This window comes from uncultured Oscillibacter sp. (assembly GCF_900544955.1).
Classification (GTDB): Bacteria; Bacillota; Clostridia; order Oscillospirales; family Oscillospiraceae; genus Oscillibacter.
On record NZ_UQXD01000018.1, the window covers coordinates 16,677 to 43,117 of the forward strand.

24 protein-coding genes and 1 tRNA gene are annotated in these 26,441 nt (G+C 62.8%); 3 read left to right on the forward strand and 22 right to left on the reverse strand.

All coding sequences use genetic code 11. The features are described 5' to 3' along the window. Window positions 1-93: 93 nt before the first annotated feature. The 3 genes from QZS21_RS05970 to QZS21_RS05980 form a co-directional block, all read right to left on the reverse strand. Entirely contained in the window at window positions 94-1,428 is a 1,335-nt protein-coding gene (locus QZS21_RS05970) for a glucose-6-phosphate isomerase (protein ID WP_295581308.1), read from the reverse strand. Between the two features lie 180 nt (window positions 1,429-1,608). Beyond that, complete coding sequence (locus tag QZS21_RS05975; RefSeq protein ID WP_295581310.1) at window positions 1,609-2,730, reverse strand: D-alanyl-D-alanine carboxypeptidase family protein; 1,122 nt, start codon at window positions 2,728-2,730, stop codon at window positions 1,609-1,611. Between the two features lie 102 nt (window positions 2,731-2,832). After that, window positions 2,833-3,525 carry an aspartate/glutamate racemase family protein gene (locus tag QZS21_RS05980; RefSeq protein ID WP_295581312.1) on the reverse strand — a complete coding sequence of 231 codons (693 nt, stop codon included), beginning with the start codon at window positions 3,523-3,525 and terminating at the stop codon, window positions 2,833-2,835. A gap of 151 nt (window positions 3,526-3,676) precedes the next feature. Between QZS21_RS05980 and QZS21_RS05985 the strand changes: the two genes are divergently transcribed. Beyond that, window positions 3,677-3,750, forward strand: a tRNA-Gly gene (locus QZS21_RS05985). Between the two features lie 431 nt (window positions 3,751-4,181). On the opposite strand, the gene QZS21_RS05990 is transcribed toward QZS21_RS05985, so the two are convergent. The 4 genes from QZS21_RS05990 to QZS21_RS06005 form a co-directional block, all read right to left on the reverse strand. Continuing rightward, window positions 4,182-5,072: a hypothetical protein gene (locus tag QZS21_RS05990; protein ID WP_295581314.1), complete on the reverse strand. Its 891-nt coding sequence runs from the start codon at window positions 5,070-5,072 to the stop codon at window positions 4,182-4,184. Next, window positions 5,069-6,547 (reverse strand): class I adenylate-forming enzyme family protein, encoded by a 1,479-nt coding sequence (locus QZS21_RS05995; RefSeq protein ID WP_295581316.1) that lies wholly within the window; start codon window positions 6,545-6,547, stop codon window positions 5,069-5,071. The genes QZS21_RS05990 and QZS21_RS05995 overlap by 4 nt, the downstream gene beginning before the upstream one ends. After that, on the reverse strand, window positions 6,540-6,788 hold the full coding sequence (locus QZS21_RS06000) for an acyl carrier protein (RefSeq protein WP_295581318.1): 249 nt from the start codon (window positions 6,786-6,788) through the stop codon (window positions 6,540-6,542). The genes QZS21_RS05995 and QZS21_RS06000 overlap by 8 nt, the downstream gene beginning before the upstream one ends. 79 nt (window positions 6,789-6,867) lie before the next feature. Beyond that, on the reverse strand, window positions 6,868-7,212 hold the full coding sequence (locus QZS21_RS06005) for a hypothetical protein (RefSeq protein WP_295581320.1): 345 nt from the start codon (window positions 7,210-7,212) through the stop codon (window positions 6,868-6,870). 1,129 nt (window positions 7,213-8,341) lie between these two features. Here QZS21_RS06005 and QZS21_RS06010 point away from each other — a divergent pair. Beyond that, complete coding sequence (locus QZS21_RS06010) at window positions 8,342-9,880, forward strand: S-layer homology domain-containing protein (protein ID WP_295581322.1); 1,539 nt, start codon at window positions 8,342-8,344, stop codon at window positions 9,878-9,880. 112 nt (window positions 9,881-9,992) lie between these two features. Here QZS21_RS06010 and QZS21_RS06015 read toward each other — a convergent pair whose 3' ends face one another. From QZS21_RS06015 to QZS21_RS06085, 15 genes are all read right to left on the reverse strand, one after another. Further along, the gene (locus QZS21_RS06015; protein WP_295581324.1) at window positions 9,993-10,985 is read right to left on the reverse strand and encodes a LacI family DNA-binding transcriptional regulator; all 993 of its coding nucleotides are present in this window, start codon (window positions 10,983-10,985) and stop codon (window positions 9,993-9,995) included. Window positions 10,986-11,119: 134 nt separating this feature from the next. Continuing rightward, window positions 11,120-11,893: an SDR family NAD(P)-dependent oxidoreductase gene (locus QZS21_RS06020; RefSeq protein ID WP_295581326.1), complete on the reverse strand. Its 774-nt coding sequence runs from the start codon at window positions 11,891-11,893 to the stop codon at window positions 11,120-11,122. A 267-nt stretch (window positions 11,894-12,160) separates the two neighbouring features. After that, entirely contained in the window at window positions 12,161-12,922 is a 762-nt protein-coding gene (locus QZS21_RS06025) for an SDR family NAD(P)-dependent oxidoreductase (protein WP_295581328.1), read from the reverse strand. Between the two features lie 39 nt (window positions 12,923-12,961). Continuing rightward, window positions 12,962-14,188, reverse strand: a complete 1,227-nt coding sequence (locus tag QZS21_RS06030; protein WP_295581330.1) for an aconitase X catalytic domain-containing protein — start codon at window positions 14,186-14,188, stop codon at window positions 12,962-12,964. Next, window positions 14,189-14,608, reverse strand: coding sequence for an aconitase X swivel domain-containing protein (locus QZS21_RS06035; protein ID WP_295581332.1), 420 nt, complete (start codon window positions 14,606-14,608; stop codon window positions 14,189-14,191). Between the two features lie 20 nt (window positions 14,609-14,628). Beyond that, window positions 14,629-15,138: a 3-isopropylmalate dehydratase small subunit gene (locus QZS21_RS06040; RefSeq protein ID WP_295581334.1), complete on the reverse strand. Its 510-nt coding sequence runs from the start codon at window positions 15,136-15,138 to the stop codon at window positions 14,629-14,631. Between the two features lie 14 nt (window positions 15,139-15,152). Further along, window positions 15,153-16,409 carry a 3-isopropylmalate dehydratase large subunit gene (locus QZS21_RS06045; RefSeq protein WP_295581336.1) on the reverse strand — a complete coding sequence of 419 codons (1,257 nt, stop codon included), beginning with the start codon at window positions 16,407-16,409 and terminating at the stop codon, window positions 15,153-15,155. Continuing rightward, the gene (locus tag QZS21_RS06050) at window positions 16,409-17,329 is read right to left on the reverse strand and encodes a hydroxymethylglutaryl-CoA lyase (RefSeq protein ID WP_295581338.1); all 921 of its coding nucleotides are present in this window, start codon (window positions 17,327-17,329) and stop codon (window positions 16,409-16,411) included. The genes QZS21_RS06045 and QZS21_RS06050 overlap by 1 nt, the downstream gene beginning before the upstream one ends. 9 nt (window positions 17,330-17,338) lie before the next feature. Further along, on the reverse strand, window positions 17,339-18,532 hold the full coding sequence (locus QZS21_RS06055; RefSeq protein ID WP_295581340.1) for a CaiB/BaiF CoA-transferase family protein: 1,194 nt from the start codon (window positions 18,530-18,532) through the stop codon (window positions 17,339-17,341). A gap of 39 nt (window positions 18,533-18,571) precedes the next feature. Further along, a complete protein-coding gene (locus tag QZS21_RS06060; RefSeq protein ID WP_295581342.1) occupies window positions 18,572-19,855 on the reverse strand; it encodes a TRAP transporter large permease in 1,284 nt (427 codons plus the stop codon). A 29-nt stretch (window positions 19,856-19,884) separates the two neighbouring features. Further along, complete coding sequence (locus QZS21_RS06065) at window positions 19,885-20,433, reverse strand: TRAP transporter small permease (protein ID WP_295581344.1); 549 nt, start codon at window positions 20,431-20,433, stop codon at window positions 19,885-19,887. 67 nt (window positions 20,434-20,500) lie between these two features. Continuing rightward, on the reverse strand, window positions 20,501-21,556 hold the full coding sequence (locus QZS21_RS06070; protein ID WP_295581346.1) for a TRAP transporter substrate-binding protein: 1,056 nt from the start codon (window positions 21,554-21,556) through the stop codon (window positions 20,501-20,503). A 48-nt stretch (window positions 21,557-21,604) separates the two neighbouring features. Further along, window positions 21,605-22,318, reverse strand: coding sequence for an N-acyl homoserine lactonase family protein (locus QZS21_RS06075; protein WP_295581348.1), 714 nt, complete (start codon window positions 22,316-22,318; stop codon window positions 21,605-21,607). A gap of 29 nt (window positions 22,319-22,347) precedes the next feature. Then, a complete protein-coding gene (locus QZS21_RS06080) occupies window positions 22,348-23,739 on the reverse strand; it encodes an MmgE/PrpD family protein (RefSeq protein WP_295581350.1) in 1,392 nt (463 codons plus the stop codon). A gap of 51 nt (window positions 23,740-23,790) precedes the next feature. Then, complete coding sequence (locus QZS21_RS06085; protein ID WP_295581351.1) at window positions 23,791-24,945, reverse strand: 2-methylaconitate cis-trans isomerase PrpF family protein; 1,155 nt, start codon at window positions 24,943-24,945, stop codon at window positions 23,791-23,793. Window positions 24,946-25,383: 438 nt separating this feature from the next. Here QZS21_RS06085 and QZS21_RS06090 point away from each other — a divergent pair, with 438 nt between their 5' ends. Next, window positions 25,384-26,343 (forward strand): bifunctional 4-hydroxy-2-oxoglutarate aldolase/2-dehydro-3-deoxy-phosphogluconate aldolase, encoded by a 960-nt coding sequence (locus QZS21_RS06090; protein WP_295581353.1) that lies wholly within the window; start codon window positions 25,384-25,386, stop codon window positions 26,341-26,343. Window positions 26,344-26,441: the final 98 nt, after the last annotated feature.

Here is a 26,441-nt window from a genome sequence, read left to right on the forward strand (position 1 = left end):
GACAGGCGGCGCGCCGGCGCCGTCTGTCCCCCGTCCGCTCCGCCCCGCTGCAGCCCTGGGACTGCGGGGAACCGCGCCGGGGGAGCGGGGGCCTCACTTGTTCAGCTTGGCCTCCAGCTCCGCCTTGCGCTCCTCGTAGCCGGGCTTGCCCAGAAGGGCGAACATGTTCTTTTTATAGGCCTCCACGCCGGGCTGGTCGAAGGGGTTCACGTCCAGCAGATAGCCGGACAGGCCGCAGGCGTACTCGAAGAAGTAGATCAGCTGGCCCAGGGCCCGGGGCGTTTTGGCGCCGGCGTCCACGATCACGTTGGGCACGCCGCCCTCGGTGTGGGCCAGGAGGGTGCCCTCCATGGCCCGGTCCCGGATGAAGTCCATGGACTCCCCGGCCAGGAAGTTCAGCCCGTCGCCGTCGGCCTCGTCCCGGGGGACGTACAGCTGGTTGCCGGAGGGGCCCAGGCGCACCACGGTCTCAAACATCAGCCGCTTGCCCTCCTGGATGTACTGGCCCATGGAGTGGAGGTCGGCGGTGAAATCCACGCTGGCGGGGAAGAGGCCCTTGCCCTCCTTACCCTCGCTCTCGCCGTAGAGCTGCTTCCACCACTCGCTCATGAAGCGGAAGGCGGGGTCGTAGCAGGCCAGCAGCTCCACGGACCGGCCCGCCCGGTACAGCTCGTAGCGGATGGCGGCGTAGCGCCAGGCGGGGCAGTCGTAGCCAGGGACGGCGCAGGCGTCCATCATCTCGGCGGCGCCGGCCATCAGCTCCCGGATGTCCACCCCCGCCACGGCGATGGGCAGCAGGCCCACGGCGGTGAGGACGGAGTACCGCCCGCCCACGTCGTCGGGCACCACGAAGGTCTCCCACCCCTGGTTGTCCGCCAGGGACTTCAGGGCGCCCCGGGCCTTGTCGGTGGTGGCGTAGATGCGCTTTCCCGCGCCCTCCTTGCCGTACTTCGCCTCCAGGGCCGCCCGGAAGAAGCGGAAAGCCACTGCGGGCTCCGTAGTGGTGCCGGACTTGGAGATGACGTTGACGGAGAAATCCCCCCCCGCCACCAGGTCCAAAACCTCCTGCATGGCGTCGGCGGAGAGGCCGTTGCCCACGAAGTAGACGTTGGGGGTGTCCTTCTTTTTCAGATTGTAGTTGGGGGAGCACAGGCAGTCGATCACACCCCGGGCCCCCAGGTAGGACCCGCCGATGCCGATGACCACCAGGGCCTGGGAATCGGCCTGAATGCGCCCGGCGGCGGCCTGGATGCGGGCGAACTCCTCCTGGTCGTAGTCCCGGGGCAGGTGCACCCAGCCGGTGAACTCCCCGCCGGCGCCGGAGGCGTTTTGCAGCTTCTCATGGGCCAGCTTCAGCCGGGGCGCCAGGGCCTCCTCGTAGGGCATGGGCAAAAAGCTCCGCATCTCGAACAATTTCACATCCAACATCGCATGTATCGTCCTTTCCTTTGCCATGGACGGCCCGCCGTCCAAGGGTCTCCTTGATCGCCCATGGGCAGGATGCATGAATCCCGGCCCATGGGCCCTATCCAAATTATAGCAGTTTGACCGATGGACGGCAAGGGAAAAGCGTCGAAAGGGCGCCGAAAAGGGAGGGGGGGCTTTCGGTCAATCCGACAAAAAGGCCGTCCGCAGCAGCCGCAGCAGCATCTGGACATAGGTGATCCGGGGGACGTCCTCCCCCGCCAGCAGCGGGATTTCCGCCACGACCTCCTCCCCGGCGGTGACCGTGAGCGTCCCCAGCCGGTCCCCCGCCGCCACCGGCGCCGCCGCCGACTCCGCCAGGGTCACGCTCTGCTGGAGGCTGCCCGCCCGGCTCTTCTCCAGCAGCAGGTGGGTGCCCTCCCCCAGCACCGGCTGGACCGTGGCCTGAGTCCCCAGGTCCACCGCCACCGGCGGCAGGGGCGCCTCCGGCGTCACCGTCTCCAGGGCGTAGCCGGCAAAGCCGTAGCTCAAAAGAGCCTTGGCGTCCTCAAACCGCTGGGCGGAGGTGGCGTCCTTCATGATGACGGCGATGAGCTCCATGCCGTCCCGCTCCGCCGTGCCGGAGAGGCAGTAGAGGGCGGAGTCGGTGGAGCCGGTTTTCAGGCCGGTGGCCCCGTCGTAGAACCGGATGAGCTTGTTGGTGTTCACCAGCTGGGAGGTGCCGCCCCGGAGGGTGTCCATCCAGATGGTGGTGTACTGGCGGATGTCCGGGTGGTTCAAAATCAGCTCCCGGCTCATCAGGGCGATGTCGTGGGCGGAGGTGACGTGGCCCGCCGCCGGAAGCCCGGTGGCGTTGTGGAAGGTGGTGTCCGCCATGCCCAGCTCCGCCGCCCGCTGGTTCATCCGCTCCACGAAGGCGTCCTCGCTGCCGGCGATCTGCTCCGCCAGGGCCACGGCGCAGTCGTTGGCGGACACCACGCACACCGCCTTGAGCATGTCGCCCACGGTCATCTGTTCGTTCTCCTTCAGCCAGATTTGGCTGCCGCCCATGGAGCAGGCGTGGGCGGAGGCGGTGACCATGGTGTCGTAGGAGAGCTGGCCGGCGTCGATGGCCTCCATGGTCAAGAGAATGGTCATGATTTTGGTGACGCTGGCGGGCTCCAGTTTGGCGTGTTCCTCCTTGGCGAAGAGGACGGTGCCGGTCTCCTTTTCCATCAGCAGGGCCGACGGAGCCGCCACCTCCACCGCCCGGGCGCCGGTCCCCAGGACCAGCAGGGCGCACAGCAGTGCAAGTACTTTCCTCATGGTGATCCCCCTTTGCAGCATTGCTACATGCATATGCCGGGGAGGGGACATTCATGCAGGGCAGCAAAGAACGGGCACCCCCCGCTGGGGATGCCCGCTCTCTTATGCCTCCAGGGCCAGCTCCGCCGCCCGGAGGGCGTGGATGCGGGTGGTGTCGAACACGGGGAGGGCGGTGTCCGCCTGGGAGATCAGCATGCCGATCTCCGTGCAGCCCAGAATCACCCCCTGGGCGCCCCGGGCCCCCAGGCCGTCGATGATGCGCAGGTACGCGTCCCGGGAGGCGCCGGACACCACGCCCAGGCACAGCTCCCGGTAGATCACCCGGTCCACCAGCGCCGCCTCCGCCGCCTCCGGAACCAGGACGGTGATCCCCGCCTGCGTCAGCTTCGCCTTGTAGAAGTCCTGGCTCATGGTGTACCGGGTGCCCAGCAGCGCCACGGTGCGCACGCCCCGGTCCAGCAGTGCCCGGGCGGTGGCCTCCGCAATGTGGAGGAGGGGGATGGAGAGGCGGCTCTCGATCTGGGGCGCCACCTTGTGCATGGTGTTGGTGCAGATCAGGAGGAAGTCCGCCCCCGCCCGCTCCAGGCCCAGGGCGGCCTCCGTCAAAATGGCGGCGCTTTTGTCCCAGTCCCCCGCCGCCTGGCAGGCCTCGATTTCGGCGAAGTCCACGCTGTGCAGCAGGAGCTTGGCGGAGTGCAGCCCGCCCAGGCGGTCCTTTACTGCCTGATTGATCAGCTGGTAGTACAGGGCGGTGCTCTCCCAGCTCATGCCGCCCAAAAGCCCGATGGTCTTCATAAAGATGTCCTCCCGCGGTTGAAAGTGAGGCCACCATATCACAGCCCCGGCGGCTTTGCAAGGCGGCGGGCGGGGAAAATAAATTTTCCGGAAAGTCCGCCGTTTTTCGGGTTGCATTTTGGAAAAAGCTCTGTTATAATACCATCCAGACGCGGCTGTAGTTCATCGGTAGAACGGCAGCTTCCCAAGCTGCATAGGTGGGTTCGACTCCCATCAGCCGCTCCAGCTCAGAAACACCCCTTGTGGAACGAGACCCCGCCTGCTGCGGGACTCGATGCCATAAGGGGTGTTTCTTCGCTTTCGGCCGCGACCCGCCGCGCTGGGCTCGCGGCCGAGGAGAACGGGGGCGCGGGGATCGGGTTTATAGGGGCGCGGCAGAAGTGCGAGGCAAAAAAATATGTGGCCGGAAAAACCGGTGACTCCAAGGCTTGGAAGGCCCTCAACCGGAAACGGTTGAGGGCCTCAATTCTTTAGCTGCCTTTCCTTCGGGCAGGCGGCAAAAGGGGAGACGGCCGGAGGCGGTTATGCGGCGCGGCTCCGGCGCTTTATTAGGGTTGTGAGGGGGGGAGAACAAAGCCTTTACAGGGGGCGCGGCGCCTGAGGGGAGGCGGAGTCCCGCGGAAAGGACGCTGCCCGTTTGCCGGGACGGCTGTGGCTCACGCTCGGGGCACGCCCTGCTGACGTGCAAGGAGCCGCTCTGCCAAGGCGATTTCCCGCTGAAAGAGCGCCGCAAGGCAATCGCACGCTTCGTCAAACACACTTGGATTCCGCTTTGTGAGCGCTGCTTTATAAAATCCGTGCTTGACGGCCTGCCACGCCTCATAATAGCGTTTATCCTGAAATAGGGCCGCCTCTTCCGATTCGGGATGCCGCTCCTCCAGGTAATGCCGGTATAGGAGCCGGTTTGCCAGCAGGGCATCCACAAATTTGGCCGGAAACAGGACGGTTTCCTCCGTCCCGCGGAGCCAGACGCCCGCCTGCTCCAAAAACCCGCTTATGGCGGCGGGATGATGCCCGATCACCTCGCGCGCTTGGGCGGGGAGGGAATCCGGGTCCTGCGCCGCCGCAAGGGGGAGGCCGGACGCAGTCCTTGCGACGGGGATCAGGGCGTAGGCATTGCCCACCAAATCCTGTGAGTCCAGCGCTTCGCCGCCCAGGCCGTAGGTGGGGTCGAGACAGGTCTGCGGGTCTGCGCGCGTCTTTTGGACGATAAAATAGTGCGGGCCGTGCTGGAGACGGTAAAGCGGATTCCAGGGGATCAGAAAGCCGTCCATGCCGGCGAGGAGAAATCCGCCGGCGGGGAGCTGCGCCCAGGCCCGTTCCCGCTCCTCTTTCGTGACGCGGGGCGGCCCTAAGCGCATCCCCATGTCCTCCAGCGCTGCGGGCATCCGCCGTGTGAGAAACACCTTGCAAATCGGATCGTAGCGCAGGTCGCTCTCAGACCAGAGCCCGGAGAAGGATTGGACATAGTCAAGCCCGAAGGCGCCCGCCAGGGTGATCACACAGTCGTGATAGCAGTTCAGGCCGCGTATGTGAATCAGCTTCATGGGACCGGGGGCTCCGAGACGCGCCTGTTCTTGCCGGTGGAGGTCTTTTCCAGCTGATCCAAAAGCCTGATTTTGCTGGGGCGCTTATAGTCCGCCAAATGCTCCGCGCACCAGCGCTGTATGCGCGCAACGGTTGCGTCCGGTCCGGAGGGGACCACGTCGGCGAGGACGGCCTCCGTGCCGAATTTCTCCGCACCACCGTACACCACGCAGTCCTGAACCAGCGGGCAGCGCAAAAGACGGGCTTCCACCTCCTCCGGGTAGACGTTGAAGCCCCGCACCAAGAGCATGTTTTTCTTGCGCCCGCAGAGATAGAGGTATCCGTCCTCGTCGAAATACCCGATGTCCCCCGTGTGGAGCCAGCCGTCCCGGATCACTTCTTTGGTTGCCGCTTCGTCGCCGTAGTAGCCCAGCATGACGTTGGGCCCGCGCGCCACGATTTCGCCCGGCTGGTTGGGGGCATCGGTCCGCCCGCGCTCCGTCTCCAAAAGGACGGTGACGCCGGGAAGCGGCACCCCGACGGAGCCCAGCTTGTCGGGCGGCAGCTCCTGGTAAGGCTGCGCGATCAGGGGCGAGGCCTCGGTCATTCCGTATCCTGACCAAAACCGGATCCGGGGAAACGCGGCGGACAGCCGTTCCAGCGTTCCCTCGGGCGCTTTGCTTCCCCCAAAGCCGAAATACTGCAGGGCGGAGATGTCATACGGGATGGGATGGCCCAAGGTCCGATCCATCAAGACCGCCGCGAGGGTTCCGCCGTCATAGTGGCTCACCCCGTACTCCTGCGACGCGCGGTAAAGCGCGTCCAGCGTGAACCCCTCCGCCATGGGCAGCAGGGGGAACCCCCGGAGGACGCAGGAAAACGAGACCAGCAGGCCGTAGATTGCGAAAAGGGGAGTGCCGAGCGCATAACGCGGCGCGGTGTCCCGGTGCTTTTCGTATCCCATGTGGTTGAGATAGGCCAGAACATTGAACGCCACATTGGCCTCGGAGAGCTGAACCAGCTTGGCGCGGCCCGTGGTGCCCGATGAGGCCAGCAGCAGCATGGGCGAATCCGGCGCGGCGGCGGGCGGCGCGGGCCGCAGTCCGGAAAACGGCGGCAGCGCCTCCATGCGGAGGACGTCCGGCGTTTTTGCGCAGGCTGCCGCCGCCCGCCGGCAGAGCGGCTCCAAGGCGCCGGAGGTCACCACGGCCCGGACCGGCGCCTGGCGCAGCAATGCCGACAGCTCCTCCGCGGTCAGATGGGCATTGAGAGGAAATGCCGTCCATCCGGCCTGGAGAATGCCGAACAGGGCGGCGAGAAAATCCTCTCCGTCAGGCAGCAGAACCGCCGCAATCGACGGACCGTCCCCGCTGGGCAGAGCCGCCTGCACGCCTGCCGCCCGCTGTGCCAGGTCTGCGAAGGAAACCGGCGGCTCCCTCCCCAGCACAGCGGGGAGGTCCTGCCCCCATCTGGCCAGCAATGCGTCTCTAAGCATCGTTCCGCTCCTTTCCGGCCTTGCGCTCCACCAGTTCCACGAGCCGCCCGGCAATGCGGCAGTCCGCCATCTCCGGCAGCTCAATCGTGATATGGTAGCGTTCCTCGATCTCCAGCAGCAGGCTTACGAAGGAAAGAGAATCCAGATACAGGTCCTTAAACAGGTCCGTTGTCTCCAGAATTGGGACGGGAATGGCGGTTTCTTGGCGGATAAGCTGTAGAATGGTTTCCCTTACTGACATGGCGACCGCTCCTTTTTTGCATATAAAAGCGGGCCCCGGACTTGGCCGGAGCCAAATCCGGAGCCCGTTTCAAAGCCGATTACTCGATATAAATCCCACCGCTGATGGAAGCGGTCATATACTGCGCCGTATCGGTGCCCGCCGAGATGATTCCGAAGAGAATCGTCACCAGCGTACCGGCGGCCAACGGAATGCTCAGTCCCGTTTGACCGGCTCTGCGGAGGGTGTATTTGGGGATTTCCTCCCCGCCCACATACGGCGGAAAATATACGATGCTGTCCGGAAGCACGGTAAAGGCCAGCCGGTCGGCCTCACCTACGGCCAGGCACATAAACGGCCGCAGGATCACGCCCTGTTCCGGGAATAGTTCCTGGCGGTTGGCAAATACGCCGTAGAAATTGCGTACCGTGCCGTCATGGGGCATGACGAAAGAGGAGGGGTACGAGTCGCTTGTTTTGATGGTGATGACACCCGACGCCCACTCTCCGGGATCCAGCGCGGTAAAATATCCGCCGTCTCCGCCAAAACCGGCGTAGGCGATTTGCGCCGGCGCGCCGGTATTGTCCGTGCTGAGCGGAACGCCGGATGCGTTCTGGTTGGAGTAAGAGAACGGTATGGTGGCGGCAATTGGCCCCTGGGGCCCGGCGGGTCCGGGTTCGCCTTGAGGTCCGGCGGGTCCGGGTTCGCCCTGGGGTCCGGCGGGTCCGGGTTCGCCCTGGGCACCGGCGGGACCGGGTTCGCCTTGAGGTCCGGCAGGACCGGGTTCGCCCTGAGGTCCGGCAGGACCGGGTTCTCCCTGAGCACCGGCAGGACCGGGTTCGCCCTGGGGTCCGGCGGGACCGGGTTCACCCTGGGCACCTGCGGGACCAGGTTCGCCTTGAGGTCCGGCAGGTCCGGGTTCCCCTTGGATACCAGCGGGCCCGGGTTCGCCCTGGGCACCAGCGGGACCGGGTTCGCCCTGGGGTCCGGCGGGCCCGGGTTCGCCTTGAGGCCCTGCGGGGCCGGGCTTGCCCTGGGGCCCTGCGGGACCGGGCAATCCACAGCATGGAGGACAGCAAGGGGGATGAGGCGGGCGATAAACATTCATGTGGTCGAGGGTGGAACAGCATTTATCTCTACAGCCGTCAGGCTGATCATGGAACATAGAATGACCTCCTATCGGGGGCGATTGCATTGACAACCCTATATAGCGTATGCGGCCGCCGAAAGAAACGTGAGAGACCGTTCTGCGGGCGAAGCCGCGTATGGCCTCGAATCTTGGGCGCCGAAGCGCGCCGGAGCCGCCTCGGCGGGGGCCGAACCCCGGCCTGTGGGCATCGGCTCGTCGAAGGTGGACATACCCCGGGCCCTCCCGCTCCCCAGGGTCCTCCGCGCTGCCGCTGTATACGTGCAGGCGGACGCGGGGATGGCACCCCGGCGGGGCGGCTTGCGTGCGGGGACGGCGGGTGGTATAATCAGGCCAAACACCCCGGCGCCGCGGGCCGTCCGCCCGGGAAAGACGCTGTGCGGTGGCGGAGGATTCCGCTGGACGGAGAGAAAAGGAGATGCTGTCGATGAAACAATTTTCCTGGGTCCTGGCAGTCTGCCTGGTGTTCCTGGCCGCCGTTCCGGCGGCTGCGGCGGAGCCGTTCCACTATGAGAGCGAGGCGCTGGGCTTCTCCCTCACGGTTCCCGGCCTTTCCGGCGGGGAGATCACGGCGGAGGAGGGGGAAACCGGCGTGCGCTTTTATCACGCGCCGTCCCGGGAGCGCTTCGGCGGTCTGATCGGCACGCTGGAAGTGGTCTCGCCCCGGAGCGCATTCTTTTCGGAGGCGTACACCCACCCGGCCTATCGGATTCTCGCGGTGGGGGAGGACCGGATGTTCCTCTGGAAGTCCCCGGGCGACGGGGCGAACAGCGGCGCGGACCTGCTGGAGGCGTTTTCACGGGCGTCGGCGGCGCTGTCGGTGGAGCGCCTGCGGGAGTGCCTGACGCCCGTGCGCCCGGACGCGCTGCCGCGCCTGCGGGAGGAGCGGCATCTCGCCTATCTCCCGGTGGAGGGCAGCCTCCTCCGGCCCGACGACGCAGTGACGCGGGGCGAGATGGCGCAGATGCTGTACGCCCTGCTGGAGGCGGACAACAAGGACCGGCTGTTCGACGCCGGGTTTTCGGACATTGCCGGAGCGGACTGCGCCCGGGCGGTGAACTATCTGGGAAGCTACGGCATCCTCTCCGGCTATCCGGATGGGACGTTCCGGCCGGAATCGCCGGTCAGCCGGGCCCAGTGCGCGGTGCTGCTGCACCGCTGCCAGTTTGCCGTCCCCGTGGGCCGGTACGGTGACACGGCGGATTTTGCGGATGTTCCGGAGGGGAGCTGGGCGGAAGACTTCCTTTACAGCGCCCGAATTTTGGGGTGGATGACCGGGGACGCCGGCGGCGAATTCCATCCCGATCGGGAGATCACCCGGGCTGAGGCGGTGACCGCCATCAACCGGATGCTGGGGCGGGACGAGTCCTGTACGCCCGTTGAGGCGGGGGCGAATCCCTTTTCGGACCTGGACGCCGGGCACTGGGCCTACGGGAATCTTCTGGAGGCCGCCGGCGTGCTGCGCGGCGGCGCGCCTGCTGTTCCGCAGAGCGGGGCCCTGCCGGAGGGGAGCAGCGCGTATGCCTTCCTCAGCGGGAGCGAGGGCTGGGCCGCAGGCGCCGGGCGCCTGCGCCGCACGGTGGACGGGGGTAGGACCTGGGAGGAGGTGGGCGAGCCGCTTTCCCTGACGGTTTCCGGCCTGTACTTCTTCAACAGCTGGGAGGGGGTTTTGCTGGGGAGCGGCCGGGAAACGCCCTGGGCCCTTCTGCAAACCGACGATGGCGGTGAGACGTGGCGTCCCTTCCCCGACGGTTTCGCGCAGAACTCCCACTTTCCCGCGGCGCAGTTCCCCGATGAGCGGCGGCTGCTTGCGGCGGTGGTCTCTGCGGAACTCCGCCCCGCCGGTGGGGACGCGGTCTATCTGACGGTCCGGTATCGGCCTTATGAGAGCATTTACACCTGTGATCTGGAAGCGGTCATGCAGACGGTCATTACCGCGGAGGAGATCGTCCCGCCTGCCCGGTAGCGCGGCGGGGGAACCGGCCGGGTGCCGGAATGGATGCAGCGATGCGCCGAGGCAGGCCTCCCCATGGGGGAGGCCTGCCTCGTTTTTTTTAATCAGGCGCCGGGCCGACGGTTCAGGTGCTCTCCCGGACGATCAGCTCCGGCTTGATGATGGTCGCCTCGGCTGCCAATTGGTTTGTGAGGATGTTGTGCAGGGTATTGGCCATCATCAGCGCGATTTTTTCCACTTTGGTGTCAATTGTCGTCAGCTGCGGGTAGCAGGTGGTGGAGAAGCGGGAGTTGTCGAAGCCGACGATGCCCACGTCCCGGGGGATGGAGAGGCCCAGGGAGCGGAAGGCGCCGACGCCGCAGCTGGCCAGGTAGTCGTCGTAGAAAATGCACGCGGTCCCCTGGCCGCACAGCGGCAGGATGCTCTGGGCCAGGTCCAGCACGCCCTCCGGCGAGTAGTCGCACCAAAAGAGGTTTTTCTCCTCGTTCAGCGGCAGGTGGTGCCGCTTCATGGCATGGAGAAACCCGTCGATTTTCCGCTGGGTGTTGCGGCTTTTGTTGGACCGGATGAAGTAGACGTTCCGGTAGCCCCTGTCGCACAGGTGCTGCAGGAGAAGCTCGGCGCCGTATGCCTGATCGACGGAGACGGAATACGCGTTTTTCAGGTTCAGCTCGCTGTTTGAAATGATCACCGGGATATCCGGCATGTAATCCGTCAGCATCCGCTCAATCTCCGGATCGTTGAATACGGACCCCTGCAGGATCAGACCCTCGATTTTCTTTTCCGACAGGCTCCGGATGTAGCTCTTTTTCCGCTCCAGATCGTTGCCGGTGTTGCACAGCAGCGTCATGTACTGGTGCTCGAAAAAATAGTTTTCCAGCACGTAGGCCGCGATGGAGAAGTGAAGGTTGCGGATATCCGGCATCAAAATGGCAATGGTTTTGCTGGAGTTGTTCGCAAGGCCCCGGGCAAATGCGCTGGGTACGTAGCTGTTTTTTTGCAGCACGGCCAAAACCCGGTCCCGTGTCGCCGGCGACACCTTCTCCGGGCTGTTCATCACACGGGAAACCGTTGAAATCGAAACGCCGGCCTCATTTGCAACATCATAAATCGTCATAGTCGTCATCCTGTTTTTCGTATGGGATGAACCCTGAATATGCTTTTATTATAGGGATAATCCCACAAAAAGCAAGAAAGATTTTCCAAATTTCCGGTCCGCGTTCGCGCCGGGCGGCCCGGGGGAGTCGTTTTTCAGCACATCACCTGGCCGCCGTTGATCATGATGCACTGGCCGGTGATGCTGTTTGCGTCGGGAGAGGCGAGGAAGGAGACGAACGCGGCGATCTCCTCTTCCGTCTGGGGCCGCCCCAGGGGGATTTCGGAAAACCGCTTTTGCAGATACGCCTCCTCGGTGATGCCGAACATCTCGCCGCGCTTTTTGCTGTTCTTCTTCTGCATGGGGGTCAGCACGGTGCCCGGGCAATAGGCGTTGACGGTGATGTTGTACGGCGCGAGGGCCGCCGCCAGTGTGCGGGTCAGCCCCCGCACCGCCCACTTGGAGGTGGCGTACTCCACCGTCTGGGGACTCTGCCGGAAGGAGGACTGGCTGCCCGCGTTGATGATCCGGCCGCCGCCGGCGGCCTTCATGCTCTCCGCCGCCGCGGCTGCGCAGTAGTACATGGAGAAGAGGTTGATCCGCATCGTCTCCTCGAAGCTCTCCGGCGTGATGTCCTCGAAGTTCCGCATGGGACAGACGCCGGCGTTGTTCACCAGCACGTCGACGCGCCCCCGCGCCTCCACAATCCGCCGCATCATCTCCCGGACCTGGCCGTTTTGCGAGACATCCGCGGTGTAAGCCTCCGCGCGGCCGCCCACCGCCTCCGCCAGTCGCGCGGTCTCTTCCGCGTTCTCCCGGTGCCTTCCGTTGACCGCCACAAAATAGCCCTCCGCTGCAAAACGCAGCGCGATGGCGCGGCCGATTCCAGTGCCGCCTCCGGTGACGACGGCGACTTTCTCAAACTCCATAGGACAAGCGCCTCCTCTTTACAAAATGCACGGCGGCTCCGCCGCCGCTTCCGGAGGCCCGCGCCTCCGGGGGAATGGCATGGGGGGATGTTTCACAGCATCCGGTTGGGCAGAAGGAGGATGATCTGCGGGAAAGCCGTGAGCAGGATCATGGCAAGCGCCGCGCAGAGCATGGGCGGAACAAAGACCGATGGAGCGCCGATCCCGGTTTCGCCCCATACCCGCGGCCGAAGCCGCGGGTATGGGGCGCGGCCCGTGCGGGGGAGATTACCGGGAGAGGTATCCGCCGTCCACCGGTAAAATGACGCCGGTGACGTAGTCGGAGGCGTCCGAGGCCAGGAACACCACGGTTCCCTTCAGCATCTCCGGCTCGCCCCAGCAGCCCTTGGGGATGCGGGAGCTGATGTAGGCCCGGCGCTTCGGGCTGGAGGCCTTGTTGATGTCCGTGTTGATGTAGCCGGGGGCGATGGCGTTGACGCACACACCGCTGCCGGCCCACTCGTTGGAGAGGGTTTTGGTCATGGTGTTGATGCCGCCCTTGCTGGCGGAATACGCCGTGCAGTGCAATCCGCCGGTCACGCCGACGGCGGAGCAGATGTTGATGATTTTTCCGTAGCCCTGCCGGACCATCACCTCTCCCGCCCGCTGGCACATCATGAACTGCGCCGTCAGGTTCAGGGCGATGATCCGGTCCCAATCCTTCATCTGATAGCCGATGGTGGGGCCCTTGCAGTGGGTTCCCGCGTTGTTTACCAGGATGTCCAGGCGGCCGCCCAGGGTCTCCACCGCCTCCCGGAACACGCGGTCCAGGTCGTCCCTGTCCAGCAGGTTGCCCACGATGGCGTACACGGGGGCGCCGCCGGCGGCGGCCAGCTCCCCGGCGGTGTCGCGGACCTGCTCCATGATGTCCACCAGCACGACCGCCGCCCCGGCCTCGTGCAGGGCCTCCGCCTCTTTGCGCCCCAGGCCCTTGCAGGCCCCGGTGACGATGGCCGTCCTGCCGGCCAGGTCAAACAGATTCAGTACCATGACCATGCTCCTTTTCCTCGTAAAAATTGTTTTGGGCCCTTAGTCGGTTTCCCTCCAGTAGCCGGTGACGCCGGCCTCAATGCACTGGTCCAGGGTGCCGAACCAGGTGTCCATGTGGTTGTTGTGGGGGCCGTAGAAGGCGGACTTGGCGGAGTTGGTCGCCATGACCTTCAAACCGAAATCCTCCGGGTCGCCCAGGGGGCTGCAAAAGTCCTGCAGCAGTTTCGCTCCGGCGTCCTCAATGGTCTTCATGTACCCCAACTGCCGGGCCAGGCCCTTGAAGGCGCAGTTCGTCTGCACGTGGAACTGGACGCCGTCTTTGATCTTTTTGCCCCGCAGCTTCTCCGCCACCTCCCTGATCTGGTCCAGGTTGGCGTGGGGACAGCCGATGGTGATGTAGTCCACGTGGCGGTTTTTGCCCTTGTTGAGATCGGCGATGGACGCCGCCAGCTCCTGCCTGCCGAAGACGACCGTCTCGTAGCGCTTGCCGCCGAAGGCGGCCTCCAGGGTGGGAGCCTCGGGAGTGATGCCCACCACGTGGAACATCAGAGGGGCGCCCACCACCCCCATGCATCCGCCCATGCTCAAAAGGTCCTCATTTTTGGCGTCTGGGATGCCGTCGAACACCGCGATCTTCGTGTTGATGAACTTTCCAGTGAAGTTGCCCAGGGCGCCGAAGTGGGAGATGTCGGTCAGGGGCACCTCCACCTTCACGCGGATGTCGCCCCTGCGGTTTTCCGCCAGGTGCATGCCGTAGTTTGCGGTCCGGCCCGCGAGGCCGGCGGCCAGCGCGCTGGGACCGCCCTCCCGGTTGTCCCGGGCGCCGAGGATGGAGTTGGCGTAGACCACGGCGGAGGATTCCGCCCATGCCACGCTCTCCCCCAGCCGGGGCACGTATCCCAGGTAGTAGGGTGTGCAGGTGGAGATGCCGTGGATGCCCATGCTCTCATAGGCGGCGCAGATGCGGCGGGAATAGGCGACCCAGCGCTCCGGCGAGCCCAGATCCTGGCTGCGGTCGCAGCCGCTGACGTTGTAGGTGGTGGGAATGCGGACCTTGGCCCCCTTGGCCGCCATGTCCTCCGCCCACTCCGTGCCGGCTACGCCGTGGGTTTTAAAGGAGATTCCGGCGATGTGGGCGTGCTTGATGGGGATCATTTTGTCGGCGCCGTTGATCTCGCCCAGGGTTTTCAGCATCTGCATGGCGAAGCGCAGAGGCTCGCCGCACTCGCCGTTGAGCATTCTCTTTTCTTCATCCGTCAAATACATTTATCTCTCGCCTCTCTTGATAATCTCTACGGTGCCGTTTGCCGCATCGACCTTCACGTAGTCGCCGGTCTCGATGGTGTGGTAGGCGCCGTCTTCCAGGGCGTCCACCGTCGGCACGTCGGACATGATGGCCCCCGCCGCCACAATGGTGTCGGCCTTGTCCATGATCATGGCCACGGGGCCGCCGCCGGCCTTGATGAGCTGATAGAAATAGTAGGAGGCGCCGGTGCTGCCGCGCCCGTTGGGGAAGACGAACACCTTCCCCTTCATGGACACGCCCTGAAGGTCGTGGCCGTTGTCCTTGATGATGCCGGTGTCGGTGTAGACGCCGTGGTTGAAGCCGAGCGCCATTTTGCTGACCAGGGCTTCGCCCTCGGCATAGGTGCCGGCGATGGAGCGGGCCCTCACTTTGAAAGACATATCCTTCTCCCTTTCTTGATTCATGATTTTGCCGCAATGCCCAGCCTGCGCTCCAGGTGGGGGAGCAGCCCGCCGTCCTCCACCAGCTCCAGGATGTGGGGCGGAAGGGGGTCGCACCAGTATTCCCGGCCGGTGGTCAGATCCAGAATTCGCCCGGAGGCGGGGTCCACCTCCAGTTCGTCGCCGTCCTGAATCTCGGAGGCCTGCTTGCAGATCAGCGCCTTGAGGCCGATGTTGATGGCGTTGCGGTAGAAAATGCGGGCGAAAAACTCCGCGATGACCACGGAGATGCCGCAGCCCTTGATGCTGACCGGAGCGGTCTCCCGGCTGGAGCCGGAGCCGAAGTTTCTGCCGGCCACCAGAATGTCGCCGGGGCGGACGCGCCGGGCAAAGTCCGGGTCCGCGCCCTCCAGGACGTGGGCGATCATGTCGTCCATGGTCAGCTCCATGTACTGCGCCGGGTTGATGGCGTCGGTGTTGATGTTGTCGCCGAACTTATGGACTTTTCCGCGAATGATCTCTTGGGCCACTGTGATTCCTCCTGTCAGATGTCCCGGGGGTCCGTCAGCTCCCCGGTCAGGGCGGACGCGGCGGCGGTGGCCGCCGACGCCAGGTACACGTTGGATTGGCTGCTGCCCATGCGCCCCCGGAAGTTGCGGTTCGTGGTGGACACGCAGGTTTCCCCCGCCGCCAGCACGCCGGAGTGGAAGCCCACGCAGGCACCGCAGGTGGGCGCCAGAATCGTGGCTCCGGCGTCGGACAGCGCCGTGAGGAGGCCCAGCTCGGCGGCCTGCCGCCAGACCTGCTTGGAGCTGGGGGACACGCAGAGCTTGCACGCCCTGCTCAGCTTCCTGCCGCGCAATATCTCCGCGGCGGCCATCAGGTCCGTCAGCCGCCCGCCGGTGCAGGAGCCGATGTAGGCCCGGTGCACCCGCACGCCCGCCGCCTCCCGGACGTCGTGCACGTTGTCCACCGCGTGGGGGCAGGCCACCTGGGGCGTCAGCTCCTCCGACTGGAATTGCAGACTGGAGGCATAGACCGCGTCGGGATCGCTGTCCATGGGATAGTAGGGCTTTGCGGTGCCGGTGCCTTTGAGGTAGGCCTCCGTGACGGCGTCGCAGGCGATCAAACCGGCCTTGGCCCCCGCCTCTACCGACATGTTGCAGATGCACATGCGCTCGTCCATGGGCAGGGCGTGGATGGTGTCTCCGCAGAACTCCATGGCCTGGTAGGTGGCTCCGGCGTGTCCCACGTCCCGGATGGTCCGAAGAAAGAGGTCTTTCCCCATCACCCGCCGGGGAAGTTTGCCGCGCCACTCCACCCGCATGGACTCCGGCACCCGCAGCCAGATTTCCCCGGTGGCCAGGACGCCCGCCATCTCCGTGGAGCCGATGCCGGTGCCGAAGCAGCCGAAGGCGCCCGCCGTCACCGTGTGCGAATCCACGCCCACCAGAAGGGTCCCGGGGAGGTCGAAGCCGTTTTCCGCCAGAATCTGGTGGCAGGGGCCACACTCCTCGAAATAGTGCTCGATGCCGTACGCCGCAGACCAGTCCCGGTCGAATTTGATGACGTTTGCCTGCGCCTCCGTGGCGGGGGGCGCGTAGTGATCCAAAATCAGGACCACCTTGGACTTGTCCCAGATGGTGCCCCCCAGGCGGCGCAGACCCGCGTCCACATACCAGGGGCCCAGGGTGTCGTCCAGCATGGCGCAGTCCACCTTTCCGGTGACGATATCGCCCGCCGTGACCTCCGCCCGCCCGCAGCACCGCGCGAGGATTTTTTCCGCCAGCGTCTTTCCCATCAGCCGCGCCTCCCTTCGCCGCCGGGACATGCGCCCTCCGGCGGGATATGAATTTGATGCCCGCTGTAATTGCCCGGGATCTCCCGCCGCATGTCACGGGCGGCCCCCAGAATTTTTTCAAAGTCGATTCCGGTGCGGACTCCGCTTTTCTCCAGCAGGTACACCAGGTCCTCCGTGGAGGTGTTTCCGGAGGCGCCGGGGGCGAAGGGACAGCCTCCCAAGCCGCCCAGGGCGGTGTGCACCATGTCCGCTCCGCTCTCCAGGGCCAGGTAGCAATTCAGAACGCCGTTGTTCCGGGTGTCGTGCAGATGGGCCATCAGGGGGAGTTGGGGGAAGGTGCGCTTGACCGCCGAAAAGACCTCCTGAATCAGCCTGGGGTCGCCCATGCCCACGGTGTCGGACAGCTCCAGCTGGTCCGCGCCCATGTCCGCGCCGCGCTCGATGAAGCGGAGAATCGTGCCCAGGGAGTGCTGGCCCTCGAAGGGACAGCCGAAAGTGGTGGCGCAGCCCAGGGTGATTTTCAAATCCGGCAGCTCCCGGCGGATGCGCTGCAGTTCCGCGAAGGACTGGCTGTGGGTCCGGCCGATGTTTTTCAGGTTGTGGGTCTCGGACACGGAGACCACGTAGTTGACCTCGCGGATGCCGTTTTCCACCGCCGCCCGGGCGCCGTGCAGATTGGGGACCAGAGCGGTGAGGGTCCGGTCCGGGTACCTGCCGGTGATGGTCCTGGCCACCAGGGCGGCGTCACGGAGCTGGGGGATGGCCTTGGGGTGGACGAAGGAGGTCACCTGAAGCGTCTGCACGCCGGCGTCCAGCATTCGTTCGATGTAGTGGATTTTGCGCTCGGTGGGAATGAAGTCCGGCAGGTTCTGCCAGCCGTCCCGGGGGCAGACCTCCATGATGGAAACGCTGCTTTTCATAGCGCCTCCTTACAAAACGCCGCCCGCACGGAGGGATTCGCAGTCCCGGGCGGAATAGCCCAGGAAGTCCTGCAGAATCTCCTCCGTGTGCTGGCCCAGAAGCGGCGCGGGGGAGCGGTATGTCACGGGGGTTTCGCTCAGCTTGATTTGGTTGCCGGTGATTTTGATCTTCCCGGCGACGGGGTGCTCCATCTCCACGAACATCTCCCTTGCGCCGGCGATGTGTGGGTCCTCGGCGACCTGCTTGATGTTGTTGATGGGTCCCGCCGGGACGCCGGCGGCCAGAATCAGCTCCACGGCGGTCTGGGTGTCGTACTGCGCCAGCCAGTCCTCCAGGATGGGCTTGAGCGCCGCGTGGTGCTTCACGCGCTCCACGTTTGTGCAAAAGCGGGGGTCGTCCCGCAGCCCGGGCTGTCCCATGAGGTCCGTGAGCAGCTTGAAGAGCTTGTCGTTGCCGCAGCCGATGACCAGCATGCCGTCCCTGGTCCGGAAGGAGTCGTAGGGGTAGGAGGCCTCGTAGCGGTTGCCGATCCGCTCGGGGATGCGGCCCTCCATCAAATAGATTTGGTTGATGATCTCCAGAGAGGACACCACGGAGTCCACCAAGGACACGTCCACCAACTGGCCCGCGCCGGTTTCCCGCTTTTTGATGTAGGCGGCCAGGACGCCGACGGTCAGGCTGATCCCGCCCATGACGTCGGAGATGGCGGTGCCGGACCGGGTGGGCATGCCGTCTGGCCAGCCGGTGGTGCTCATCAGTCCGCCCATGGCCTGGCCGATGATGTCGTATCCGGGCCGCTGGCTGTAGGGACCGTAGTGGCCGAAACCGGACACGCAGCCGTACACAAGGCCGGGGTTGACCTCTTTCAGGCTCTCGTAGCCGAGGCCCAGCCGCTCCATGACGCCGGGACGGTAGTTTTCCAAGAGGATGTCCGCCTTTTCCACCAGCTGCAGCAAGACCTTTTTGCCGGCCTCGGATTTCAGGTTGAGCGTCATGCTGCGCTTGTTGCGGTTGAGATTCATGTAATAGGCGCTCTCCCCGTTCACCTGGGGATAGTGGGCGCGGCTGTCGTCTCCTTTGCCGGGGAGTTCAATTTTGATAACATCGGCGCCCATATCCGCCAGCATCATGGAGCAGTATGGGCCCGCCAGCACGCGAGTCAAGTCGATGACGGTCACCCCCGACAAGGCTCCTTCTCTCACGTAAAATCGCCTCCAGTACACGTTTTTGAATTCGGTTTTTTACAGGGCCAGATTCGGCAGGAACATGATTATTTCCGGAACGACCATCAGCAGAATCAAGATCAGCATAGAGCATATGACGTAGGCCCACAGATGGCGGTTGATCACAATTTTTGCATTATCCTTTTGAATGCTGGCTGCTACATACAGGTTCATTCCGACGGGGGGTGTCACCAGCCCGATGCCCAGATTGATGATCATAATCACACCGAACGCCACAGGATCAATGCCATACTGCTGTGCGACCGGCGCGAGCAGGGGAGACAGCACCAAAATGGCCGGAGGGGTGTCCATGACCATGCCGACAAAAAACAGGAAGATGGTTACGAGCAAAAGGAACTGCGCCCGGGTGTCGCATGTCGAGATGATGAAGTTTGTCACAGCGACCGGAATCATCTGCGTGGTCAGGACGTAAGCAAAGCAGGAGGCCGCCGCTACGACAAATAGAATCATGGCGGTGGAGATCACGGAGCTGCGGAGAATGGAGATGATTTTCTTGGGGTCCAGCTCCCGATAAATCAACGTGCCTGCAAGCAGTCCGTACAGGCAGGAGACGGCCGCGGCCTCCGTGGGTGTAAAAATGCCGCCATAGATGCCGCCCAGCACAATGCCGGGCATGATCAGGGCCCAAATGCCGTCCACAAAGGCCCTGCCCAGTTCCCGCAGGGAAAAGCTGTGGCTTTTCAGGGTCTCCTTATGAATGACGCCGTAAATGATGGCGTAGATGGACATCCCCGCAGCGAGCATGAAGCCGGGAATGAATCCCCCCAAAAAGACGTTTCCGATGCTTGCTCCGGAAGAGAGGCCGTATAAGACCATCGGTATAGAGGGCGGGACGATGATGCCCAAATAGCCGGCGCTTGCGATGGTTGCCAGGGAAAATGCCCTCGGGTAGCCCTCTTCCAGCATGTACGGCAGCATGATGGAGCCGATTGCCGCAACCGTGGCCACCGCTGAACCGGATATGGCGCCGAAGAATGCGGACGACAAAAACACCACGATTGCAAGCCCTCCGGGAAGCCAGCCGATTAAGGCGTTGGCAAGGTTTACCAGACGCTTGGATACGCCGCCCTTTTCCAAAAGACCGCCCGCGATCATGAAAAAGGGAATGGCCAGCAGACTATAGGAATCCAGGGCGGAGAAGAACTTCTGCGCGACTACCGCCATGGTGACGTCGGCAAAGAGGAACTGCGGAATGATTGCGCCAAGTGCCAGCGCAATTGCCACGGGAACACCGATCAGTACGAGCAAAAAGAATACGACGAATATAAAAATGGTTATCATGCACTCACCTCACGATCCGTTCGGTATGGTCAGTTTGCCATCAGCTCATCATCATAGCTTTCAAGGGCCGTTCCCCCCAGGAAATGGTCGTTGTAAAACAGCATCATTGCCTGGACCGCGGCCAAGCCGAACCCGACGACCAGCGGAACGTACATGATCCACATCGGCCAGCGCAGGGCGGCGGACTTTTGCTGGAAGCTCTGAACCTGCAGCATGAAGCTGGTGGAGAACCAGGTAAACAGAAGATAGGCGGTAATGGAGATCAGCTCGCGCAGGATGATGACGGCCGATCTGATTTTGGCGGGAAACATATCGACGACAAACGTCAGCCCCAGATGGGCGCGTTCCCGCGCCGCCATACTGATTCCAATATAGGCGCCCGTTACCATGAGGTACCGGGAGGCTTCCTCGGTCCACATCATCGGAATGTGCAGGACAAATCTGGATAGGACGCCGAACAGTACCAGAAGCGCCATGGCGACAAAGCAGAGCATGGAAATGACGCCTTCCAGCCAGTGGAGCGCCTGATCCAATTTGCGGAGGATTTGAACGGTTCCGCCCTTTTTGGGTTCCTTCAACATGCGTTCTCCTTTCCTGCCGGGAGATACGAGGGGCGGCCGCCCCCCGCATTTCCTTCGGCGTCCGTTATTGCACGGCCTGAATGCGGTCGACCTCGTCCTGGGAGAACCAGCTGGGAATCAGCTGGGGATAAGCTTTTTCCGTAATCGTATCAACCCACTGGTCCATTTCCTCCTGCGTCAGATCAATGAGGTTGACGCCCTCGTTCTCCATGGTCTGCCGAATCTCCGCTTCGACGTTGTTGGAATATTCGCGCATGTAGTCACGGGATTCGACGGCGGCCTCCTCAAGGATTGCCTTGATGTCGTCGGGCAGAGGATCCCAGGTCTGCTTGCTGATTACCAGAGGAACGGGGGAGTAGGTGACGTTCAGCAGGGTGTAGTTCGGTGCGACGGTATAGATTTTATTGAAAAAAGTAGTGGTATAGGGGAGGATGGTGCCGTCGACCGTGCCGTTTTGAAGAGCGGTGAAAACCTCGGCCCAGGCCATGGGGACGGGGTTTGCGCCGGTCGCCGCAACCCAGGACATGGTTACCTCCGTCTCCATCGTGCGGAAGGTGCGGCCCTTCATGTCGTCGGGGACCCGGATGGGGTCGCCGCTGTACACGAGATTGAACATGCCGCATTCCCACCAGGCCAGGCCGTGCATGCCGTAGTTCTCCAGACTCTCAAATTTTTCGTCGCCGATTTCGCCGTCCAGAACGGAATAGGCATGCTGCTTGTCCCGAAACAGGAAGGGCATGTCGAAGATGGCGAAGCTGGGGTCAAAGTTGACAAGGGGGGAGGTTGTGTTGGAGGCAAAATCCAGAGTTCCCATTTGAAGCATTTCATAGGTTTCGCGCTCGCTTCCCAGTTGGGAGCCGGGGAAGATGTCGATTTGAATTCTGCCGCCGGATTTTTCTGCGCAGAGCTCGGCAAATTTGGTTGCGCCGATGTGGTAAGGATGGTCTGTGGCGAGGCCGTGATGGAAGCGCCAAACATAGGTGGGGCCGTCCGCGGGAGTGGATGCGTCGCTGGAGGTGCCGGGAGCGTCATTTGGAGCGGTGTCTGCGCCTCCGCAGGAAACCAGAGAAAATACCATTGCAAGCACGAATAGCAGGCTCAAAAACTTCTTGGATTTCATGGTTATAACTCCCTTCAAACGTTTAGACAGGACTTTTTGAGTTGCCCGTCAGGGATAGCAAGGCTGCCGGAACACGCCGATCTCATGACCGGGCAAGATGTGGTCGCAGGATTTTTCCAAGTAGTCGAAGTTTTCGTAATAGCGGATCATGTCGGTGTGAAGGCCGTTGACGATTCGCGGATTGGCCTCCCAGCAGTCAAACACCGTGACCAGGTCCCCGGTGAGAGCATAGATGCCCTTTTCTGTCTGGATCAGAACGGATTGAGAACCCGGAGAGTGGCCTGGGGTGGGAATCACACGGATGCCGTCCAAAATATCTGCACAGCCATTCAAAATGACGTAGTCCGTTTTGAAAATCACCTGCTGGTCGTAGAGTTTCTTTTGGATGGCGAGGGGAGCCGCCGCATAGCGGAGCTCCTCTCTTTGCACATAGAATGTTGCGTTTGGAAACAAATCGTTATTGGAGCAGTGATCCCAATGCAGGTGCGTCAAGATCACGGTGTCGATTTCTTCGGGCTTCACATTGAGCGCGCCCAGCCGAATGGGGAGAAAGTCGTCTTCGTCCTGGTAATAGGGCATGTGCTTCACGCCGTCGGCGGGGTCGCCGCCGGTGTCCACAAGCACTTTGCGGCTTCCGTCCGTCACATAATAGGAGATAATGGGCTGTTCGCGCTGCGTGCCCGGATTTTGCTGGTACGCCACAGCGGAGCTGTCGCGGATGGAGGTTCCCAGCTTCAACGGGTAAATCCGATAGGTTTTCATGGCTGCTATGTCCCCCTCAAGCTCGTTCTTTATCTGGCTGCGTTGCCAATGGCCTGCATCAGGTCCGCGATTGTGGGAATCTCCTCGAGGCTGCGCAGCATCTTGGTCACAGGGGCGATTTTTCCGGGGTCAAGCGTGATGCCCATGCACTCCGTCATCTTTTCAACAACCTCGTCGGTGTGCATGGGATTCTGCGCCTCGCCTCTGGCATAGACGACCGCTTCCTTCAGCTCCCGGCCATCCTTTAAGCATACCGTCATCCGCGTCTCCCAGTTCCCGGCAAAGTATTCGCCGTTGGCAATGGAGTCGTCCGTGACCATCGTGATTTTCTTCATCATGCTGATTACGCGCTGGTCCATAATGCGGGTTCCTTCAAAATCCGCAATACCCGGGCGGCGGTGGTTGGCCAATGTCAGCGCGGTGGTGTATTGGGCGCTGAACTTGCCCTCCAGCATGGTCTTGGGATCGTGGTACTTTAAGCAGCCCATGGTCAAGGGCTGGGCGCCAATGCGGATGGACTCCACGTCGTCGTAGCCAAAGTGGTGCTGCTCCATCAAATTCCAGATGTCATCGATGATATTGTGGCAGCATTTGCAGCAGGGGTACGGTTTCATCGTGATGCCGGGGTCCAGGAAGGCGGATTTCCCGTGGTCCATCTTGTCGTACATGGATGCGGTGTCCAGGCTGCCGGTGGAGGCTTTCACATAGCCGCCCGCCATCTCCATAATGTCGGGGTTGGCGGTGAAACCCAGCTTTGCCATTTTGGAAACCAGAATGCCTTTTTCTGCGGCACGGCCGGCATGAAAGGCCTTGGTCATGGTGCCGAAGTTGCCCTGCAGGCCGGCGGCTTCGCTGGCGGCCATGCTGAATGCAGTAACCAGCTGTTCCCTGGTGAGTCGCAGCAGCGTCCCTGCGGCGGCGGTGGCGCCAAAAATACCGATGGTTTCCGTGGAGTGCCAGCCTTTGCTGTAGTGCACCATGTTTTTTTGATTCAGACCGCGGGACATGGCGTCGATCACTTCAACGCCGATGATATAGGCCTCCAGCGCGTCCCTGCCGCCCTTTCCCAGCTCTTCGCACATTGCCAGCGTGCACGGAAGAACCGCTGCGCTGGGATGCCCGCTCAAAGAGGGCAGCATATCGTCGAAATCATGGAAGTGTGAGGAGATACCGTTGATGAATGCCGCGGAACAGCTGTTCAGCTTTTTGCCCGTTCCAATGACGCTTGCGGTCTGTTTTTCTGTGCCGTACATCGTCTTGCAAAACTCGTAGGCCAATTGGGACGGCTTTCCGGCGGCGCCGGCGATGATGCATCCCAGAGTATCCAGAAAGAAATCCTTCGCGGTGGAGACCACCTCTCCGGGCATCTGCTCCATATGGAGTGACAGCGTGTAGTCGGCGACTTTTTCCAGAATCGTCATAGCAATCCTCCTTTTTTTCAGAAAATAATAAACGCCTGTGGGCTTCCGGCTTTACAATGTGCTCTTCCGGACGAATGCGCAGCCCTCCATCAGGACGCGGGCCGTGCGGATAAAGCTCATTTTCCGGATTGTGGGAACCAGGCCGCCGCTGGGTTCCGCAATGGAGGTGACGGTGATGAAGCCGGTGGGATGGCCCAGGTTCAATTCCTGTTTTTGCAGGGCCTCCCGGCTCATCAGCTGCTCCACCAGCGTCCCCTTGATTCTGGCGGCGCAGCCGGTGCTCACGGTTGCGGTGCCGGGATAGGCCTTGGTGATCAGCCCCATCACATAGAGCCGCACGACAAGGTCCACATCCTCTTTGGAAACCTGCTCGCCGGTGTAGGTGGCGTAGCTTGCCGCCGGAGAGACCAGACAGAAAAACGGCTGGTACGGAATTTTTTGGGAGGCCTCCCGCCAATCGCCGATCAGTCCCAGGTGCTGGCAGACGATGCCCCGCAGCCGTTCGATTTTTGCAAGGCGCTCCGGGGTGTTGATCTCGTCGGGGGTCTCCGTCCCGGTCAGGCCGAAATCGGACGCCTTTGCGTAAATCACGTTGTTGCCCCCGTCCACGATGGAGACCGTATAGCGCATGCCGTCCATTTCAAAGGTATCCGTGGCATGGCCGGTTGGGAGAATTTTTCCGGTGGTGCAGCCCACCGCCAGACTCCAGTCCATCTCGATGGGGGAGGCGGTGCCGGGCACGCCGCCGATCACGCAGTCCCCGTCCACGCAGGGCTTTCCGTTTTCCACACGGACCTTGGCGCGCAGGATGTGCCCGGTATTGGTCATGTGAATCCGCACGACGGTGTACGGCTCCGTGATGGGAACCAGACCGTAAAAAATGGCGTAGGGCCCCACGGCGGAGGAGATGTTTCCGCAGTTGCCGCCGTAATCCACAAAGGCCTCCCGGAGGCCCACCTGGCCGAAGGTATAATCAATGTCGGCGTCGCTTCTGCTGGGAGGTGCGATGATGGCGACTTTGGACGTGGTGGAATCGGCGCCGCCCAAACCGTCCAGCTGCCGCAGGCTGGGACTTCCAAACAGGGAGAGAATCACCTTGTCGCGCAGAACCGGGTCCGCGGGCAGCTCGCTTTTTCTGATGAACACGGCTTTGCTGGTGCCGCCCCGCATCAGCGTGCACCGAATGGCCGCAATTTCGTTGCTCATGTTGTGCAGTACCCCCTCGCTCTCTGGTCCGGCTGGCCGGCCGGAGCCCTAAAAGAAATGAAAGCGCTTTCTATAAAAAGACTATATCACAGGAAAAGAAAAGATACAACGACCAATCTATCAAATTAATTTCAAAAACTTTTGTGAAATAGTGCCAAATAATATTGAAAAGCAGTAAGGAGAATAAGCGGATAGGTGTAGTGCGGAAAAAGAAAGCGCTATCCCAAAAAGCGCGGGGCGCGGCCAAAAAATTGCACCCTCCCGCGTTCAAAGAGGCGGGGGATGCGGGCGGGGGAGGGAGCGCCGCGTCAGTGACGGCGGCGGAAAAGGCTGGAATTTCTTTCCCCGGCATCTTGTTTTCTGCGGGACAACTTTATATAATAAAGACAAGTGAGCTCTGTACATGGGGACACTGGAGAATCTAGGAGGAATGTAGCTATGAATGATGTGCTGCAACAGGTATCCAATATCGGAATCATCCCGGTCATTGCCATTGAGGACGCCGCCAAGGCCGTCCCCCTGGCCCGCGCCCTGACTGCCGGCGGCCTGCCCGCCGCGGAGGTCACCTTCCGCACCGCCGCCGGTGAGGAGGCCATCCGGCAGATCGCGCAGAACTGCCCCGAGGTGCTGGTGGGCGCCGGTACGGTGCTGAACGTGGACCAGTGCGACCGGGCCGTGGCCGCCGGCGCCAAGTTCATCGTCTCCCCCGGCTATAACGCCGACTTGGTGGCCCACTGCCTGGAGATCGGTGTGCCCGTGCTGCCCGGCACTGCGGACGCCTCCGAGATGACCCAGGCCGTCAACGCGGGGCTGAAGGTTGTGAAGTTCTTTCCGGCGGAGCGGGCCGGCGGCATTGAGTATCTGAAGGCCCTGGCCCCCGTGTTTCCCCTCCAGTTCATGCCCACCGGCGGCGTCAGCACCAAGAACCTGATGGACTATCTGGGCTTTGACCGCATCCTCGCCTGCGGCGGCACCTGGATGGTGAAAAAGGATTTGATCGAGGGCGAGCAGTGGGACGAGATCACCCGCATCTGCAAGGAGGCGGTGAAGACCATGCTGGGCTTCACCATCCGCCACCTGGGCATCAACTGCGCCGATGAGGCGGAGGCGGAGCGGACGGCCAAGATGTTCTCCGCCGTCTTCGGCTGGGACTACAAGCCCGGCAACTCCTCCATCTTCTCCGGCAGCGCCGTGGAGTGCATGAAAAAGCCCTACCTGGGCGAGCACGGCCATCTGGCCGTGGGCACCAACCATGTGGACCGGGCCGTGTACCACCTGGGCCTCCAGGGCGTCGCCTTTGACGAGTCCACCCGCAAGATGGACGCCAAGGGCGTGACCAAGGCCATCTATCTCAAGGACAGCTTCTGCGGCTTTGCCGTCCACCTGGTGCAGAAATAAGCAAGCGGACATTCATCAAGAAACAGGAAAGGAATTTTGAACTATGTCTAAAGTAGTGACCTTTGGAGAGCTGATGCTGCGGCTGGCGCCGAACGGGT